Annotated in this window: 15 protein-coding genes; 11 read left to right on the top strand and 4 right to left on the bottom strand. The window is 58.3% G+C overall.

The genetic code is table 11. From position 1 onward, the window contains the following. The first annotated feature begins 52 nt into the window (after positions 1-52). From FJ145_08550 to FJ145_08520, 7 genes are all read left to right on the top strand, one after another. Positions 53-997, top strand: a complete 945-nt coding sequence (locus tag FJ145_08550) for an NAD(P)-dependent oxidoreductase (GenBank protein ID MBM4261467.1) — start codon at positions 53-55, stop codon at positions 995-997. A gap of 170 nt (positions 998-1,167) precedes the next feature. Further along, complete coding sequence (locus FJ145_08545; GenBank protein ID MBM4261466.1) at positions 1,168-2,100, top strand: amidohydrolase; 933 nt, start codon at positions 1,168-1,170, stop codon at positions 2,098-2,100. A 127-nt stretch (positions 2,101-2,227) separates the two neighbouring features. Beyond that, the gene (gene lhgO, locus FJ145_08540; GenBank protein ID MBM4261465.1) at positions 2,228-3,457 is read left to right on the top strand and encodes an L-2-hydroxyglutarate oxidase; all 1,230 of its coding nucleotides are present in this window, start codon (positions 2,228-2,230) and stop codon (positions 3,455-3,457) included. 484 nt (positions 3,458-3,941) lie between these two features. Next, positions 3,942-4,469 carry a gamma carbonic anhydrase family protein gene (locus FJ145_08535; protein MBM4261464.1) on the top strand — a complete coding sequence of 176 codons (528 nt, stop codon included), beginning with the start codon at positions 3,942-3,944 and terminating at the stop codon, positions 4,467-4,469. A 45-nt stretch (positions 4,470-4,514) separates the two neighbouring features. Further along, positions 4,515-5,429 carry a methionyl-tRNA formyltransferase gene (locus FJ145_08530; GenBank protein MBM4261463.1) on the top strand — a complete coding sequence of 305 codons (915 nt, stop codon included), beginning with the start codon at positions 4,515-4,517 and terminating at the stop codon, positions 5,427-5,429. Positions 5,430-5,474: 45 nt separating this feature from the next. Then, positions 5,475-6,479, top strand: a complete 1,005-nt coding sequence (locus FJ145_08525; protein ID MBM4261462.1) for a hypothetical protein — start codon at positions 5,475-5,477, stop codon at positions 6,477-6,479. A 45-nt stretch (positions 6,480-6,524) separates the two neighbouring features. Continuing rightward, entirely contained in the window at positions 6,525-7,283 is a 759-nt protein-coding gene (locus FJ145_08520; protein ID MBM4261461.1) for a rhomboid family intramembrane serine protease, read from the top strand. 19 nt (positions 7,284-7,302) lie between these two features. Here the strand turns inward: FJ145_08520 and cysN are convergent, their stop codons facing one another. After that, positions 7,303-9,126, bottom strand: coding sequence for a sulfate adenylyltransferase subunit CysN (gene cysN / locus FJ145_08515; GenBank protein ID MBM4261460.1), 1,824 nt, complete (start codon positions 9,124-9,126; stop codon positions 7,303-7,305). Then, a complete protein-coding gene (gene cysD, locus FJ145_08510) occupies positions 9,126-10,028 on the bottom strand; it encodes a sulfate adenylyltransferase subunit CysD (protein MBM4261459.1) in 903 nt (300 codons plus the stop codon). Before cysD ends, cysN begins: the two co-directional genes overlap by 1 nt. A gap of 272 nt (positions 10,029-10,300) precedes the next feature. Between cysD and FJ145_08505 the strand changes: the two genes are divergently transcribed. Next, positions 10,301-10,630 carry a hypothetical protein gene (locus tag FJ145_08505; GenBank protein ID MBM4261458.1) on the top strand — a complete coding sequence of 110 codons (330 nt, stop codon included), beginning with the start codon at positions 10,301-10,303 and terminating at the stop codon, positions 10,628-10,630. 218 nt (positions 10,631-10,848) lie between these two features. Further along, entirely contained in the window at positions 10,849-12,915 is a 2,067-nt protein-coding gene (locus FJ145_08500) for a hypothetical protein (GenBank protein MBM4261457.1), read from the top strand. A gap of 58 nt (positions 12,916-12,973) precedes the next feature. Here FJ145_08500 and FJ145_08495 read toward each other — a convergent pair whose 3' ends face one another. Continuing rightward, entirely contained in the window at positions 12,974-13,702 is a 729-nt protein-coding gene (locus FJ145_08495) for a hypothetical protein (GenBank protein MBM4261456.1), read from the bottom strand. Between the two features lie 170 nt (positions 13,703-13,872). Here FJ145_08495 and FJ145_08490 point away from each other — a divergent pair, with 170 nt between their 5' ends. After that, positions 13,873-14,679, top strand: a complete 807-nt coding sequence (locus FJ145_08490; protein MBM4261455.1) for a 4Fe-4S dicluster domain-containing protein — start codon at positions 13,873-13,875, stop codon at positions 14,677-14,679. A gap of 209 nt (positions 14,680-14,888) precedes the next feature. Here the strand turns inward: FJ145_08490 and FJ145_08485 are convergent, their stop codons facing one another. Then, a complete protein-coding gene (locus tag FJ145_08485) occupies positions 14,889-15,221 on the bottom strand; it encodes a helix-turn-helix domain-containing protein (GenBank protein ID MBM4261454.1) in 333 nt (110 codons plus the stop codon). Between the two features lie 563 nt (positions 15,222-15,784). Here FJ145_08485 and FJ145_08480 point away from each other — a divergent pair. Then, positions 15,785-16,975, top strand: coding sequence for a thiolase family protein (locus FJ145_08480; protein MBM4261453.1), 1,191 nt, complete (start codon positions 15,785-15,787; stop codon positions 16,973-16,975). Positions 16,976-16,986 lie beyond the last annotated feature (11 nt).

Raw genomic sequence — 16,986 nt, 5'->3', positions numbered from 1 at the left:
ACGCAAGGCCCACGCGCCTAATCTGAGTCCACTGATATCAGGAGGCTAGACAATGAACGTTCTCATCACAGGAGCCGGCTTGATCGGCGCCCACGCAGCGCAGCAACTGGTCGACGCTGGCAACATAACGCTGTTCGATTTGTCGCCCAACCGCGACTACATCGCCAAAGTCGTCGGCCAGGGTAAAGCCGAAGTCGTCGCCGCCAACATGCTCGATCTGCCGGCGCTGCTCACCGCTTTGGGAAAATACAACATCGACACGATGGTCCACACCGCCGGCTTGATCGGCGGGCGAGTGCAAGAAAATTCTTACACCGGCGCGACCAACAATATAAACGGCACGATCAACGTGCTCGAAGCGGCGCGTCTGCGCAAGCTGCGCCGGGTCGTCTACGTCAGCACCTTCGGCGTTTACGAGCGCGGCAAAATCAACGATAGTGTTGTCAAAGAAACTCATCCCATTGGCGGACACAATTTGTACGCGACCACTAAAGTCTGCTCGGAACATTTGGTCCACGCCTACGCCAGCATGTACAATCTGGACACCATTATTATTCGCCCGGGCGGAGTTTTTGGCCGCGGCTTTTATGTCGGTGGATCAACCGTTGGCATGGTCATGCGCGACCTTGCCGTCAACATGATCAAAGGCCAGTCCATCACGATTGAGGCCAAAACCTACGGACCCAATGAATACGTTTACGGCAAGGACGTTGGCCAAGTGCTGGCTCTGGCATGCAAAGCCGAAAACCCCAAGCAGCGCATCTATAACGCCGGCACTGGCGTGGTAACCAATCACGAACAGTTAGCGCAGGCCGTCCGAGAAGTGCTGCCGACGCTCGATGTAAAAACCACCGGTGCCGCGAGCACCGATAGGAGCCGCAGCATTCCCATGGACATCGGCGTCACCAAAGCCGAGCTGGGCTACACGCCGCGGTTTCACTTGGCTGACGCGCTGCGGGACTATATGACTGAGCTGCGCATCGATGGCGTCGCATAGCCCTTGATCGCGTTGACAAGTTGAACGAAACTACCCCTCGATACGGCCCTTTGGGCCTACTCGGGGAATCGGAACCAGAAAACTCCGATGTCCCGAGTAGCGCGAAGCGCGTATCGAGGGAGCAAACACGTCAAGTCTAAAGTTACGACATTCCGCTTAAGGAGGGAATTATGATCATCGATTGGCATGCCCACCACACCGCTCCTGAGATCACCGAAAAGATCAACCAGCTCACCGGCAAAAAGCCGAACATCGATCCCTACGACTCCCCGGATCTTGGCAAACGCGTCAAAGAGATGGACGAAGTCGGCATCGACTTGCAGCTCGTCTGCCAGGGCGCCGGCGTCTACGCCGATCAATTGCCCGCCGACCAAGCGATGGAAGTCGCACGCGCGTCCAACGACGTACTTGCGAGCCGAGTCGGTCCGCACAAAGATCGCTTGGGCGGCATCATCGCGCTGTCGCTGAAAAACATCCCTGCGTCGGTAAACGAAATCGACCGCATGGCCAAGCAAGGTTTTCGCGCCGTGCTCATGTATCCCCACGTCGACGGTGAGATGCTGGTCGACACACCGGCGATGGAACCGCTCTATTCTAAGATCAACGAACTGAAACTGCCGATCTTTCTGCACGGCGCCGGGACGGCGCAGAGCCCATCGCTGAAAAAACTCGAAGACGGCGGCGCCGGCGTCGCCTACGCCGTGCTCTCCGACGGCGAAGTGGCGGAGTGCTGCCTGCGCATGATTGCCAGCGGCGTCTTCGACCGCCATCCCAATTTGAAGATCATCATTCGCAGCTCCGGCGGCGGCATCCCGCTGCTCATGCACCGCTTTTATTGGAAGCACAAAGGCCCGCAAGGCGAGCAGAAAAAATATTCAGAAATCTTTCTCGAACATTTCTTGATCGATTGCGCCGGCTCGGAATCTGTCACCCTGCAGTTCCTGATTCACAAAATGGGCGAGAAAAATATCGTCTTCGGCTCCGACTATTGCGGCGGCCTCGGCCCGCTGGCGCGCGGCTTAAACGGCCTCTCGGGATTGGCCAATCCGGAGCATTTTAAAAAGTTTACTGAGCGTAACTCTCGGGAGTTGCTGCGTCTGTAGCTGTTCGCCCTCGATACAGCCCTGCGGTCTTACTCGGGGAATCGGTGTTTAAGAAAACACCGGTCATCCTGAGTAGCCGCAGCGCGTATCGAAGGAAAGGATGGAACAGCTCGAATTATTTCTAACGATGGCTTCCCAATACGATCTAACCATCCTCGGCGGCGGCATTCTCGGTCTCGCCACCGGCATGAAGATTCTCGCGCGCCAGCCGCGCACGCGGCTGCTAATTTTGGAAAAAGAAGCTGGAATAGCGCGCCATCAGACCGGCCACAATAGCGGCGTCATTCACTCGGGATTGTATTATCGGCCGGGGTCAGCGAAAGCGCGCAATTGCGTCAGCGGGCGCAAAGAGTTGATCGCATTCCTGGAAGAACACAACATTCCTTTTGAGATCTGCGGCAAGGTTGTTGTCGCCACCAGCCAAGCGGAAATCCCGCGTTTGGAAGAGCTCCATAAGCGCAGCGCCGCCAACGGTTTGCAGGGCGTCGAAGTCATCGGCCCGGAGCGGTTGCGCGAAATCGAGCCGCACGCCACCGGCATCAAAGCTCTTTGGGTGCCGGAGACCGGCATCGTCGACTACATCAAAGTCTCCGAAGCCTACGCGAACAAAGTACGCAATGCCGGCGGCGACATCCGTCTGTCACATAAAGTGATCGGATTTCTGTCGCGCGACGGTGAGACCGTCGTGCAAACTTCCCAAGGCGATTACCGCACAAAGAACCTGATCAACTGCTGCGGCCTACAATCCGATATCATCGCCAAATTGGCGGGTGCCGAACACACGCCCGGCGAAGAAGAGCATAAGATCATCCCCTTCCGCGGCGAGTACTATAAAATCGCGCCGGAGAAGGAGTCGCTGGTGCGCAACTTGATTTATCCAGTTCCCGATCCGACTTTCCCATTTCTCGGCGTCCATTTTACGCGCATGGCGCGCGGCGGTGTCGAAGCCGGCCCCAACGCCGTGTTCGCCTACGCCCGCGAAGGTTATCGCCACACCGATATCAATATCGCTGACGTCATGCGCACGGTGACGTTCAAAGGCTTCTGGGCCATGACCGGAAAATATTGGCAGACCGGCTTCGGCGAGCTCTACCGCTCGCTCAGCAAAGCAGCCTTCGTGCGCGCCTTGCAAAAGCTCCTGCCGGAAATCCAATCCAACGATCTCGCCCCCGGTGGCTCCGGCGTGCGCGCGCAAGCCGTCTCCGCCAGCGGCGGACTGGTGGACGACTTCGTCATCAAGGCCAGCAAAAACGCCATCCACATCCTTAACGCCCCATCCCCCGGCGCCACCGCGTCGCTAGCGATCGGCCAGCAGATCTGCGAAATGGCTGAGAAGAATTTCGGGCTGAGCGCTTAGTAGGACCTGGGAAAAGTCTCGCGCAGAGTCGCTGAGAGCGCAGAGGAAAAAATTTTCCGAACTTTGCGTCCTTTGCCGTTTTGCGCGAGAATTTGTTCTAATTCCCCGGCTTGAACACTTCCCGAAACGTCGCCACGTGTTTGTCGAATTCTTCGATCGCCTGCGGCTCGAAGGGAATCTGCTTGTAAGGCTTAAGATAAGGCGCCGTAACGTCAGGGCGGGTCGGAATACGCCGGCTGGCGCGGATGGTTTCCATGCCGGCGCGCGATAAGAGAAAATCGTAGAACAGCGCGGAGGTGTCAGGATTGCTGCCGGCGCTGGTGATCGCGGCGCCGACTTTGGAGATCCGTATCCCTCACCAAGCAACCCATCGGGTCAAAATTCTTTAGCGGCTTTGCCCATACGAGTCAATCAACGGGACGGAAACTTGATTTCCCGAGCACGCTCCCATATCGTGGCGGCACATTTTTGGAGGAAAGTTTTCATGCTCGTAGAATACCAAGGCAAACGACCGACCGTATCGCCTAAGGCCTTCATCGCGCCAACTGCAGTGTTGATCGGCGACGTGCGCGTCGGCGACGATTCCAGTGTCTGGTGGGGCGCGGTGCTGCGCGCCGATATGGGCGGCTATCCGATTCTCGTCGGCGCCCGCACCAGCATTCAGGATAACTGCGTTATCCATTCCGGCGAACAGACCACCATCGTCGGCGACGAGTGCACCATCGGCCATGGCGCGATTATGGAAGGCTGCGACATCAAACGCGGGGTCATTGTCGGCATGAACTGCACAATTTTAGAAGACACGGAAATTGGCGAAGGTTCGCTGATCGCCGCCGGCAGCGTAGTCGTGCCGCACACAAAAATCCCCGCCCATGTCCTGGCCGCCGGCAGCCCAGCGCAGGTAAAAAAAGAAATCGCCGGTGACGCGCGCAAATGGATCGACATGGCGCCGTCAGCCTATGTCGGCTTGACGCAAAGCTACCTCGGCGGCAACTATAAAGTTATCGGTTAAGATCATGCTTCGTGCTCGTGGCTCGTGATCGTAGGAGCATAAGAGATGAGAATCATTCTAATCGGCCAGGCGGCCTTTGCGGAAAAAACTTTGGAAAAAATTCTCAGCAAAGGCGATGAAGTCGTCGCGGTCTACTGCCCGCTCGATCCGCCCAGCGGCAAGTTCGATCCGGTCAAGCAAAAGGCTTTGTCGCTTGGCATTGCGGTGCGTCAACACAAAAATCTCAAAGGCCCGGAGGTGCGCGAGGAGTTTATCGGCTACAATGCCGACCTCGCTGTTCTCGCCTTCGTCACCCAAATCGTCCCCGAGCAAGTCTTTACCGTGCCCAAACTCGGCAGCATCTGTTTCCACCCGTCGATCTTACCCAAGTATCGCGGCGCCAGCGCGCTCAATTGGGCGATCATGAAAGGCGAAACGATCACCGGCCTCACCTACTTCTGGGTCGATCCCGGCATCGACACGGGTCCAATCCTTTTGCAAAAAACCGTCACCATCGAGCCCGACGACACCACCGGTTCGCTCTACTTCAACAAGATTTTCCCGCTCGGCGTCGAAGCCATCGGCGAGTGCCTCGACTTGATCAAATCCGGCAACCCGCCGCGCGTCGTGCAAGACGAATCGAAGGCCAACTACGATCCGATCTGTCGCGACGAGCACGCCAAGATCGATTGGTCCAAACCGGCGCAGGAAGTCTACAACATGATCCGCGGCTGCGATCCGCAGCCGGGCGCGCATGCGACGTTCAACGGCAAGATGGTGCGCCTGTTCGAGGCGCGTATGCAGCTTGGCAACAGCTCAACGCCTGCAGGACAAGTTACCAATATCGGCGCCGAAGAAATTGCCATCGCGCTCAACGGTGGGACGCTCACGGCAAAGAAGGCCCGAGGTGAAGCGGCCAAGGTTAGCGGTGCCGAGGTTGCCAAGCAGCTCAGTTTGAAAGTCGGCGACCGTTTGGGCTAAGCCCGACACAGCGATCGACGACAAATTTCTTCTGGAGGACTGCCCATGAGGCGTGCTTCTCTTCCAATTTTTGCTTATTGCATGACGCTGTTGTTAACCGCAGGTCACGCGTACGGCCAAGCGCCAACCAAGCTCAACGCCGGCTACGCCTCGATCAGCTCGGCGCACCTGCCGATCTGGGTGGCCAAGGACATGGGCCTGTTCGCCAAGAACGGCCTCGATCCGCAGATTGTCATGCTCACCGGCAACACGCCGATCATGGCGCTGGTGGCCGGCGACACACCGATCTCGCAGATTGCCGGCATCGGCATCATCAATAGCGCTCTCGGCGGTTCGGACACCGCGATGGTCGCCGGCGGCACGGTCACGCTCGATTGGTGGCTGATGAGCCGGCCCGACATCAAAACTGCCGCGCAGCTCAAAGGCGGCGCGGTGGCGATCAGCAGCTTCGGCACGGCGAGCGAATTCGTCGCGCGCTTTGCGCTGCAAAGTATCGGCTTGAACCCCGATAAAGATATTTCGTTTGTCCAGCTTGGCAACCCGACTACGCGCCAAGCCGGCTTGGAGACCAACCGCGTGCAAGCCACCGTGCACGTGCCGCCGAGCACCTTTGCGGCGCAGAAAAAAGGCTTTCATGTGTTGGCGGACGTTGCGGCTCTAGGCCTGCCTTACCAACACACCGGTGTGGCGACGACGAGAAAGTTTATTCGCGAGCGTCCCGAAGTCGTGCGCGCCTACATTCGCGCCCATGTCGAAGCGGTGCATCGCCTGAAAACCGACCGCGAAGGCGGCATCCGCGTGTTGGCCAAGTACATGGGTGGTTTGAAAGACCGAGAGGTCTTGGAGAAGACTTACGATCGCGCGGTGGCGGAAAATATTCTGCCGCGCAAGCAGTATCCGACCCTGGACGGCATCAAGATGATTCTCGATTCCATCGCCGACAAAGAACCCAAGGCGAAAACGGCCAAACCGCAGGACTTCGCCGAGATGCGTTTCATCAAAGAACTGGACGACAGCGGTTTTATCGATAAGCTCTACGCCTCTAAGTAAGCGTCTCCACCATCGCGCACCATCGACCCCAACGAAGGAGATCGCATGTTTCCCTACCGCGATGAAAACGAAACCCAACGCCCGGCGATCGTCACCGGCGCCATCATCGGCTTGAATGTCCTAAGCTGGCTGGCAGTCCAAGGCGCTGGCAGCGATTTGCCATTGGCGACGTCCATATGCAACCTCGGCCTCATTCCCGGCGAGCTCACCGGCGCGCTTCCCGCCGGCACGCGCATGCCACTCGGTCCCGGCTTGGTTTGCGAGACCGATCCCGGACGGCAGATGTCGCATTTGATCACTTCGATGTTTCTGCATGGCGGCTGGATGCATCTCCTCGGCAACATGTGGTTCCTCTGGATTTTTGGCAACAACGTGGAAGATTCCATGGGCCGGCTGCGCTTCGTGATTTTCTATTTGGTCACCGGCCTCGCCGCGGCGCTCGGCCAAGTCCTTACCAATCCCGCATCGGGCATTCCCATGGTCGGCGCGTCCGGCGCCATCAGCGGTGTCATGGGCGCCTATCTGATTCTCTACCCGCGTGTGAAAGTCTATGCCATCGTGCCGATTGTTATTTTTATCACGTCCATCGCCCTGCCCGCGTGGGTCATGCTGGGCTATTGGTTCCTAATCCAAACCGTCAGCGGATTTTTCTCTCAAGGTGAAGCGGGGGGCACCGCCTTTTGGGCCCATGTCGGCGGCTTCGTCGCCGGCGTCGTGTTGATCAAACTTTTTGCCCGCGAAGACTATGTCGAAGCGCATCGTTCGACGCACTGGCGGCCGCAGCGCGTGGTAGGTGAACGGTAGCGGCGATTGATGAATCGCCCTATAACAACGCGCGCAGCACCTGTTCGACACGAGCTTCGGGTCTAAGCTCGATTGTTGCGAGATGGATCTCCGCCGCCTCCGGAGCTTCGTAAGCGCTGTCAATGCCGGTGAAATTTTTTAGCTCGCCGCGCCGCGCTTTGGCATACAACCCTTTGACATCGCGCCGCTCGCACTCTTCGAGAGGCGTATCGACGAACACTTCGACAAACTCGCCCGCCTCGAAAAGATTGCGCGCCATTTGCCGCTCGGCACGAAACGGCGAGATGAACGCGACGATCACCAATAGCCCGGCATCCACCATCAACTTCGCAACTTCGGCCACTCGGCGAATGTTCTCGACTCGATCAGCTTCGGTAAATCCCAAATCACGATTGAGCCCATGGCGCACGTTGTCGCCGTCGAGAATGTAAGTATGCTTGCCTTCGGCGTGGAGCCGCTTCTCAAGTAAGTTGGCGATGGTCGATTTGCCGGAGCCGGAAAGCCCGGTGAACCATAGGCAGCGCGGCTGTTGATTTTTGAGCCCAGCGCGCGCGTTCTTGCTCAGTTCAATGGCTTGCCAATGCACGTTGACCGCGCGCCGCAAAGCGAAGTGAATCATGCCCGCACCGACGGTCTCGTTGGTCAGCTTATCGATGACGATAAAGGCGCCCAGCCGCCGGTTCTCGTTATAGGGTGCAAACGGCACGAGGCGATCGAAGCTGATGGTCACTCGGCCGATTTCATTCAAGCTCAAGCTCTTCGCGGCGAGATGGGCACCGCTATTGATGTCAACGCGATGCTTGATATGCGTCACCACCAGGCTCGCTGCTTTCGCGTGAATCAGCGCCGCATACGAGCGTCCCGGCAAGAGCGCGTGCTCGCTCATCCAGATTAGGTCGGCTTCGAACTGATTGGCCGCTTCGACAGGATGCGAATTGATGGCAATGACATCGCCGCGGCTGGCATCGACTTCATCCTCCAGCACCAAGGTTACCGCTGCGCCGGCATTTGCCTTCGCGATGGCACCGCCCCAAACCGAGATCTCTTTGATCCGGCTGGTGGCTCCCGATGGACTGATACGCACCACGTCGCCCGGCTTTACCGTGCCGCTGGCGACGCGACCGGCAAAGCCGCGGAAGTCGAGATTAGGCCGGTTAACCCATTGCACCGGCATGGCAAACGGTAGCCCCGCTTCGCGGTCTTGCACCGCGACCGATTCCAACCACTCAAGCAAACTCTGGCCGCGATACCACAAGATCGTATTTTGATCGCGCTCGACGACGTTATGACCTTCCAGGGCTGATATGGGAATGGTCGTGATGCTCTCGAAATTTAATTCCTCGGCAAATCGCAGGTACGCACGTTTGATGTCATCGAAACGCGTTTGCGACCAGCCCGCGAGGTCCATCTTGTTCACCGCCAGCACGACGTGGCGGATCCCCAACATAGAGACGATCCGACTGTGGCGTTTGGTTTGAACCAGCACCCCCTTGCGCGCGTCGATCAACAGCACCGCCGCCTGCGCCGTCGATGCGCCAGTGGCCATATTGCGGGTGTATTGCTCGTGGCCCGGTGTGTCGGCGACGATGAAGCGCCGTTCGGGTGTGGCAAAGAAACGGTAGGCGACGTCGATGGTAATCCCCTGCTCGCGCTCGGCCTGCAGGCCGTCAACCAGCAGCGCGAAATCCAACCGCTCGCCTTGGGTGCCAAACTTTTTCGAGTCTGCTTTGAGGGCCTCGAGCTGATCCTCGAAAATCAGTTTAGTCTCATAAAGCAAGCGGCCAATCAACGTCGATTTGCCATCATCGACACTGCCGCAAGTGATGAAGCGCAACGTATCCATCAGAAGTAACCTTCCTGCTTTTTGCGCTCCATCGATCCGGCACCGTCGTGATCGATGATCCGTCCTTGTCGCTCCGAAGTCGTCGCGCCCAGGGTTTCAGCAACGATTTCATCCAACGTCGTCGCGTTGCTCTCGACTGCCGCGGTCAGCGGATAACAACCCAAAGTGCGGAAACGCACGCTGATCATTTGCGGTTTTTCGCCTGGCTCCAGGGGCAAGCGCCGATCATCCACCATGATCAACTGGCCATAGCGCTGTACCACCGGCCGCTCCTTGGCAAAGTACAACGGAACGATGGGGATACTCTCTTGGCGGATGTAGGCCCAGATATCCGCCTCGGTCCAATTGGAAAGCGGAAAGACTCGAATGGTCTCGCCGGGGTTGATGCGCGTGTTGTAAAGATTCCACAGCTCAGGCCGCTGCGCTTTCGGCTCCCAGCGATGGCCTGGGGCACGGAAAGAGAATATTCGTTCCTTGGCGCGCGATTTCTCTTCGTCGCGCCGCGCGCCGCCGAACGCCACGTCGAAGCCGTGCATGTCGAGCGCCTGCTTCAACGCCTCGGTTTTCATGACGTCGGTGTGATAGGCCGAGCCATGTGTGATTGGGCCGATGCCCTCCGCGGCGCCGCGCGGGTTGGTGTGGGTCAACAGCGTAACGCCAACGCTCGCCGCCGTGCGGTCACGAAAGGCGATCATCTCGCGAAACTTCCAGCCCGTATCGATGTGCAGCAGCGGAAATGGAATCGGCCCCGGATAGAACGCCTTCTGCGCCAGGCGCAGCATGACCGAGGAGTCCTTGCCGATCGAATACAACATCACCGGCTTGGCCGCCGTCGCCGCCACTTCGCGGATAATCTCGATCGCTTCAGCTTCGATTTCGTTTAGGAATGCGTCTTCGCCCATTGGGATTATCTTCATGATCTGACCTTCAGATTTGTTTGAATTCTAATATCCCACTAGGCCTGATATGGCTAGCCGGCTATTTTAAAGATTGCGTAAACCAACTGGTGCTTCCGCCGTCTAACTGGACATTGGACACACAGAGTCCCTTAATGTACAAAAATTAGATAAATCGGGCCTTAAGGTGCAAGATAGGCTTGCAACTGCTCACTCGTGGCAATACCTACAGGTGAGGAAGGCGCCAAAAAAAGACCTCAAACAGAAGGAGCAATTTGATGGTTAAGAGAATTCTCGCAGTTGCCATTGTGGCAGCTTTTATCGGGCCAGGTTTAGCGCTGGCGGCCGAGTCGACCAAGCGCATCGACAAGCGCCAGGAAAATCAGGATAAGCGCATCGACAAAGGCGTCGAGACCGGCAAATTCACCGAGAAAGAAGCGCTCCGGTTAGAAAAAGGCCAGGAGCATGTACAGAACCTGGAAGACAAAGCAGTGGCCGACGGCAAAGTCACCAAGCGTGAGAAAGCCCGCATCGAGCACGCCCAGGACAAACAAAGCCGCAAGATCGCGCGTAAAAAACACAACCTCAAGGTCGACGCAACGAAGTAAACTTTGCCCCTCGTATTTTACGACCCGGCCGTCCTGCGCCTCAAAGATTCGTAGGGCGGCCGTTTCATTTCCGCCGCACTTTCCTATCTCCCGCAGAACTTCGTCGACCAGCGTCGTTCCGCGATGTTTGCCATCTCGAACTCGCCTTTGATGTCGCTCGATTCCTTTTCCAACGATCCGGCGCCGCCCGCTTCGGGTTGAATCCGCGCGTCGCGGCTATGTTCGGCTCTTTGGTCGCCAACGCGAAAAACCGCGCCACCGTGCTCGACGCCGCAGCGCGCACCGGCGGCTGGCGCATGGCCGCGCGCAGCGTCGACCCAGGGTTGATTTTGAAATCCAAAACGACCACAAAGGAAGCCATTGCCACTTGCTGCGATGTCCTTATGTCGACCCAACTATTCCCTGCTAAACGCACCACGCCGCTGCCGGGCGGCTACATGGGCAAGATCCTGCGCGTCGATCTCAGCAGCGGCAAGCTCACCGATGAGAACCTTCTGGAAGAACCGATTCTGAAAAAATTCATCGGCGGCCAGGCGCTGGCGCTCTATATCTTAATGAACGAGCTGCCGCTCAACGCCACACCGTTTGGGCCGGAGAACAAAGTCGTCATGATGACCGGCCCGCTTACCGGTAACGGCTTCACGCCCGGCGGCACGAAGATGACCGCCGTGTATCTAAGTCCATTGACGGAACGAACGCTGGGCCGCGGCGCCACCAGCGGCTACTGGGCGACCTATCTCAAAGCCGCTGGCTACGACGGCATCATCGTGGAGGGCGTGTCACCAAAGCCAGTCTATCTCTACATCAAAGACGGCAAAGCCGAGCTGCGCGATGGCGCCCAGGTCTGGGGCCTTGGCACGAGAGAAACAGAAGACCGCCTGCGCGAGATCGTCAGTAACCGCGACGCCCGCGTGCTCTGCATCGGCCCGGCGGGAGAGAATTTGAATCGCGGCGCCATGCTTGCCAACGACTACAACCATTTCGCCGCCCACAGCGGCGGCGCCATCCTGGGCTCGAAGAAACTCAAGGCGATCGTCGTCAGCGGCAGGCTGCGGCCGAGCCACCGAAACAAAGAAAAACTCGCCGACGCCGGTGCGCGCTGGCGCGGCGTCTTGCAACAACACGACGTCAAGAAAAAGAAAACCAAGTGCGGCCACGGCGACGCCTGGGGCGCGTTGAATAACTTGAACTGGCGCAGCACCGACATTCAACCGGCGCATATCGCCGGCTTCGGCGACAACGACGTCGTGCTGCGCCCCTGCTTTCAGTGCGCCCGCATGTGTCCGTGGGACGCCAAACTGGGCAGCGGCGAGTTCAAAGGCACCGTCGTGCACTTCAACGCCGGCGGTGAGTGGCTCGATACGTTTTTCAATCTCGGCATCAAAGGCAACGCGGTTCTTTACCTCGCCGAGAAAATTAATAATCTCGGCATCGAGTGCAGCCATTTCTCCTGCGGTGCCGGCGTCGCCTTCGAAGCCTGGGAGAAAGGCTTGCTCGGACCTGATCGCACCAATGGCTTGAAGCTCGAATGGGGCAACGTCGAAGCGGTCGATAAATTGCTCGACATGGCCGCGCGCCGCGAAGGTTGGCTCGGCAACCTGCTCGCCGAAGGTCCGAAACAACTCGCCGAAGCGCTCGGCGGCGACGCGCCCAAATGGGCGGTGCATACCAAAGGCGGCACGCCGGCGATGCACGAGTGGCGCCCTCTGCTTGGTCAAATGTTAAGGGAATTGGTCTCCAGCGGCGGCATGAAGCCGCAGGGCGGTGGCTCGAAAAATCCACCGCCCGATCTGCGCGAGAACGAAAAATGGGGACCGCTAGAAATGGACAACCCCGAAGGTTGGGTTTGGTCCCACGTGCTGTCGGAACAGTACCGCCAATTCACCGGCATCTTCGGCGGCTGCTGGTTTGCGCAGGAGGCGCACAGGAAAGACGGCCTGAACTCCATCGTCGATGCCTTTAACGCCATCACCGGCTGGAACTTCTCGATGGAGGAAGCCCTCGCCGCCGGCCACCGCAGCATGATCCTGCAAAGCCTCTTCGGCACCCAACGCGGCTGGATCGCTGACTTCGACTGGCAAGACGTCGGCCCAAGATTTCTGGAGCCGATTCAGGACGGCAAATACAAAGGTTTCACCATCGCCAAATGGCTGCCGGATATGATTTGGGATTACTACAAAATGTCGGGACGGCATGAGCGGACGGGAAGGCCGTTCAAGGAAACATTGGAAAGACTGGAACTGCAAGAATTTTTGCCGTGGAGCCAAGAGGCGGCGCAGCTCTAGTTGGGGAACCAAACCATGCTATTCAGGGCTCAATTTCCGGACTGAACCTCATTTGTTGTCACGGCAACGCCTCCAACAATCGGCTCTGCCCTTTCAATGGATTTTTGATCCGCAAGAGTTTCTGCACCATCCACAAGCGCGCTGCCACGGGATGTACCACCGGCACACCCAGATCGTTTTCCGCCGTCGTAATGTCTTTGATGCCCCACGCGCCAGAACCCAGCAAATAAATTCCCTGCGCCGTCGGGTGCTTGTTGAACGATGCCTTGAGATGCCGGTAGATCGTTTCGGTGGAGATCGCGTCGGCTTCATCCGGCGACGTGTCCATGCCTTCCATGCCGAGCACTTCAAAGCCGCAGTCGGTGAAATAGCGGGTAAAAACGTCGTTCATCTTCTGATCGCGATAGTACGTGCAGCCGACAAATTTCTTGATGCCTAACGCGCGCAACGCCTCGGCCTGTGACATACCGGAGGTGAAGATCGGCACTTTATATTTCTTCTCCCAAGCACCAACGATCTCACGCTCGGCTTTGTGGCCGCGCACCATGAACGGCGGTCCGCCCTCCGGATGCATGATATCGACGCCGATCCGCGCCAGCTCGGCAATTTTCGCGTGGTAGTTCTCCATCGACTCTAGATAACCGCGCTCCGAGTGCTCCTTGACGCCGGCATACATCGGAATGCAACCGACGCCCTCCGGCAGCAGCCGAATGAACTCCACCAGCGAGCCTGAACCATAGGTTGGCTTAACTACTCCAACGATGCCGCGCCATGTTCCTGAAGCCATAACCGTTCTCCTTCCGAATTCTCAAATCCGGGCAGATTCATGCTATTCAATATCGCCTAGAAAACACAAGCGCGGCAAACCAGAACCGGTCCGAAATTTTCAACTTTCCATTTTTAATTTTCAATTCACAGTGGTACATCCACGCTGAACGTAGATCGGAAAGGACCCGCATGGCGACCAAACCGACGGAAACTTTGACTCAAGAATACGGCAACCTCGTGCCCACCGGCCGTCTGCTCGACGGCAAACCGCGCAGCATTCTCTTCGACGCGACTAAATGCATCGGCTGCCGCCACTGCGTGCAGGCCTGCAAGGACTGGAACGAGCACGAGCGCACCAGTCTGTACGAATTGTCGAGCACCAACTGGATCACCATGGAGCCACCAGTGCTCGAAGGCATGGCGCCGATCTGGGCGAGAAATAGCTGCATGCACTGCAACTTCGCCGCCTGCGCCGCGGTCTGCCCGGTGGAAGCGATCACGAAATACGAAGAAGGCCCCGTGGTCATCAACAAGGATGTCTGCATCGGCTGCGAATACTGCATTCACGCCTGCCCCTGGGAAGTGATCGCCAAAAACGACATCACCGGCAAAGCCAGCAAGTGCACCATGTGCAGCGACCGCATCAGCGAAGATAAGCAGCCGTTTTGCGTGCAAGCCTGCCCTGCCGACGCCCTCGCTTTCGGCCTCACGGAAGAAATCGCCGACAAAGCTGCTAAACAAGCCCAAGCGGTGGGCGGCTATACCTACGGTGACAAGGAAGCCGGCGGCGGCAGCGTCATCTATGTGTTGAAAGAAGGCAAAGAAAAATACGGTGTGCGCAACATCGGCGCCGAGAAATTTCCCAAGCACAAAATCCCATTGGGTTTGATGCTGAAAGACCTATTCACGCCACGCTGTGGCATCGCCGGAAAGATGCGCGCGCTCTGGCTGGCGATCACCCATCCGGGGCGACTGGTGTACCGGTATTTTTCGTGAGCGGCTGCCCATTGAGCACCCCTTAACCGCCCGCAATCCGGATCGGCATTGCGCAGCTTCTTTCGTTTGCGCTTCTGGTTCTTTGGACTTGACGGAGTTGACTAACTCTGCGGAACTTTGGTTGTTTGATCAAAACGTTTCTTGACGCGAACGAATCCAGCAGGCAAGCGTAGCGCTTTAAGGAAACACAAGTGGCAGAGGGTAGAGCCTCACGCCGATTTCCGCCGTCGCTGCGCCGGCACAAAACGCATTTCAACGCGCTGCTTCAGCGCGGCCGCAATGCGGTTCAGCATCGCTAGCGAGTGCCCTTCATAATTTGCGTCTTCGAGGCGGCAGATCACCCATGCGCTGGTGCCGATCAGCTTTACCAGTTGACGTTGAGTCAAGCCATGGGCAATTCTTAGAGCTGTCAACTTGCGAGCGACCTGATCCTCCGCGCGTGCTTTTTCCAGATCGGCGAGACGGTGCGGTTTGCCCGCGTAATAGCGACGGTAAAGAATATCGACCGCGTCTATGGTTTCGTGTCTTTTTGCTTGTGCCATGACTTTTACTCCTTGAATGTATGTCGTTCGGGATTGCGTTCGAACTGCCCTTTTCTTTGGATCGCGAGCTCGATGTCGCGCTTTGGGACTTCGCTTTCCTTTACCAATCGTCTTGATAGAAAACGACAGGCGTTTCCGGCATAACCTTTGAACCTATGTGCGTATTATTGCGAACATGCGTCAACACGGCCTGCCATCCATTTCCCAGCCCCTTTCCTTCAATCCCTCTCGGCGCCGATGCTGCGGATGTGCGGGCTCTTGAGTCCGCGGCCACTCGCAGCAGGTGTCTCTCTCGGTGGTTCGCGATGGCTACGAGGACGAACGCAGGGCTATGAATCGCGACTCGTGCTGGTGCGAACAGATCAATATGTGGCGCGGTGCGGCTCGGCAAACCCTGCCGACTCCGCCGTGGCGATCGCGCGGGCGAGAGCGCACCCGTAGCAGCGTCTGCGACCACCTTATCGACCCTTTTTTCCCTTGACTACCGCGAACAGGCAATGAAAGAATGCCGACGCTGGCGCAAAGAGCCGGCAAATTATCTTCTTACGAGCTGAGGAGCGGATATGAGCGACAACATGCGCGGCGCGGCCGCGATCGTCGGAATTGGTGAGCTAAAGCCAGAGCGCACGCGGCCGGGCCGCGATGCGATGAGCTTGCTGGCCGAGGCGGCGTATCTGGCGATTCAAGATGCTGGGCTGATGAAAGCCGACATCGACGGGATGATCCTGGAAGAGGGCATGACGCCCACCGGCAGCGGCTACAACACAAAGATGGCCGAATACATGGGCATCTTCCCAACCTTCGCCACCGGCTGCGATGCCCAAGGCGCGGCGGGCGTCACGATGGCGCTGCAGGCGGCGGCCTACATCAACGCCGGCTTGTGTGACTATGTGCTCTGCGGCATGAGTGCGGCGATCGACGGCTCGCGGCCGCGACGCCCAGCCGGGCCAGGTGGCACCGACACGGCTACCTCTGAGTTCGCCGTACCCTTCGGCCCAACCGTGGGGGCCAATGGCTGGTACGCCATGATCGCCAAGCGCTACGAGAAGCTGTACGGCGCTACCGTCGAGAAGCGCGCCAAGATCAGCGTCGACCTGCGCTACAACGCCAACCACAATCCGATGGCCATCTGGCACGACACTCCGATCACCGTCGATGACGTGATTAAGTCGCGCATCGTCGCCGATCCGCTGCATCTCTTGGAATGCGTCATGCCCTGCGCCGGGGCGTGCGCGTTCGTCGTGACCCGGGCGGACATCGCGCGCGGTATGCGCCATAAGCCAGCCTACGTGCTCGGCGGCGCCAACGGCGTGTCGCGCGGCAACTTGACGCACGTCGGTGAGATCACCATTTCTCCAGTGGGCCGGGCCGCGCGCAGAGCGTTCGCCATGGCGGGCTACGGCCCGTCCGATGTCCAGGTCATGGAGATTTACGACTCATTCACCATCACCGTGATGTGTGAGCTGGAAGAGTCCGGCTTCTGCCCGAAGGGCACCGCTGCCGACTGGGTGCAGGAGCATGATTTGACCTTTAAAGGCGATAAGCCACTGAACACGCACGGCGGTCAGCTTTCCTATGGCCAGGCGTCAACCGCGGGGGGTTGTGCCCAAGTCACCGAGGCGGTGCGCCAGATCCGTCGCGACGCCGGCGCGCACCAGGTGCCGGGTCCCACCGATTTGATCTACGTGACCGGCTCCGGCGGCACCTTCTCCCAGCAGTCGGCGCTATTGCTCGCGAGCGACGCGGCACTGTAGTGCCCGCTGGC

This window comes from Deltaproteobacteria bacterium (assembly GCA_016874755.1).
In the GTDB taxonomy this organism is placed as follows: Bacteria; Desulfobacterota; Binatia; order UBA9968; family UBA9968; genus DP-20.
This window is presented reverse-complemented; position numbering and strand designations above follow the sequence as displayed.

What these genes read in the sequence shown, in the direction of transcription:
- FJ145_08550 (MBM4261467.1), top strand. Translation starts at nt 53, where the DNA reads ATGAACGTTCTCATCACAGGAGCCGGCTTGATCGGCGCCCACGCAGCG.
- FJ145_08545 (MBM4261466.1), top strand. Translation starts at nt 1,168, where the DNA reads ATGATCATCGATTGGCATGCCCACCACACCGCTCCTGAGATCACCGAA.
- lhgO (MBM4261465.1), top strand. Translation starts at nt 2,228, where the DNA reads ATGGCTTCCCAATACGATCTAACCATCCTCGGCGGCGGCATTCTCGGT.
- FJ145_08535 (MBM4261464.1), top strand. Translation starts at nt 3,942, where the DNA reads ATGCTCGTAGAATACCAAGGCAAACGACCGACCGTATCGCCTAAGGCC.
- FJ145_08530 (MBM4261463.1), top strand. Translation starts at nt 4,515, where the DNA reads ATGAGAATCATTCTAATCGGCCAGGCGGCCTTTGCGGAAAAAACTTTG.
- FJ145_08525 (MBM4261462.1), top strand. Translation starts at nt 5,475, where the DNA reads ATGAGGCGTGCTTCTCTTCCAATTTTTGCTTATTGCATGACGCTGTTG.
- FJ145_08520 (MBM4261461.1), top strand. Translation starts at nt 6,525, where the DNA reads ATGTTTCCCTACCGCGATGAAAACGAAACCCAACGCCCGGCGATCGTC.
- cysN (MBM4261460.1), bottom strand. Translation starts at nt 9,126, where the DNA reads ATGGATACGTTGCGCTTCATCACTTGCGGCAGTGTCGATGATGGCAAA.
- cysD (MBM4261459.1), bottom strand. Translation starts at nt 10,028, where the DNA reads ATGGGCGAAGACGCATTCCTAAACGAAATCGAAGCTGAAGCGATCGAG.
- FJ145_08505 (MBM4261458.1), top strand. Translation starts at nt 10,301, where the DNA reads ATGGTTAAGAGAATTCTCGCAGTTGCCATTGTGGCAGCTTTTATCGGG.
- FJ145_08500 (MBM4261457.1), top strand. Translation starts at nt 10,849, where the DNA reads ATGTTCGGCTCTTTGGTCGCCAACGCGAAAAACCGCGCCACCGTGCTC.
- FJ145_08495 (MBM4261456.1), bottom strand. Translation starts at nt 13,702, where the DNA reads ATGGCTTCAGGAACATGGCGCGGCATCGTTGGAGTAGTTAAGCCAACC.
- FJ145_08490 (MBM4261455.1), top strand. Translation starts at nt 13,873, where the DNA reads ATGGCGACCAAACCGACGGAAACTTTGACTCAAGAATACGGCAACCTC.
- FJ145_08485 (MBM4261454.1), bottom strand. Translation starts at nt 15,221, where the DNA reads ATGGCACAAGCAAAAAGACACGAAACCATAGACGCGGTCGATATTCTT.
- FJ145_08480 (MBM4261453.1), top strand. Translation starts at nt 15,785, where the DNA reads ATGAGCGACAACATGCGCGGCGCGGCCGCGATCGTCGGAATTGGTGAG.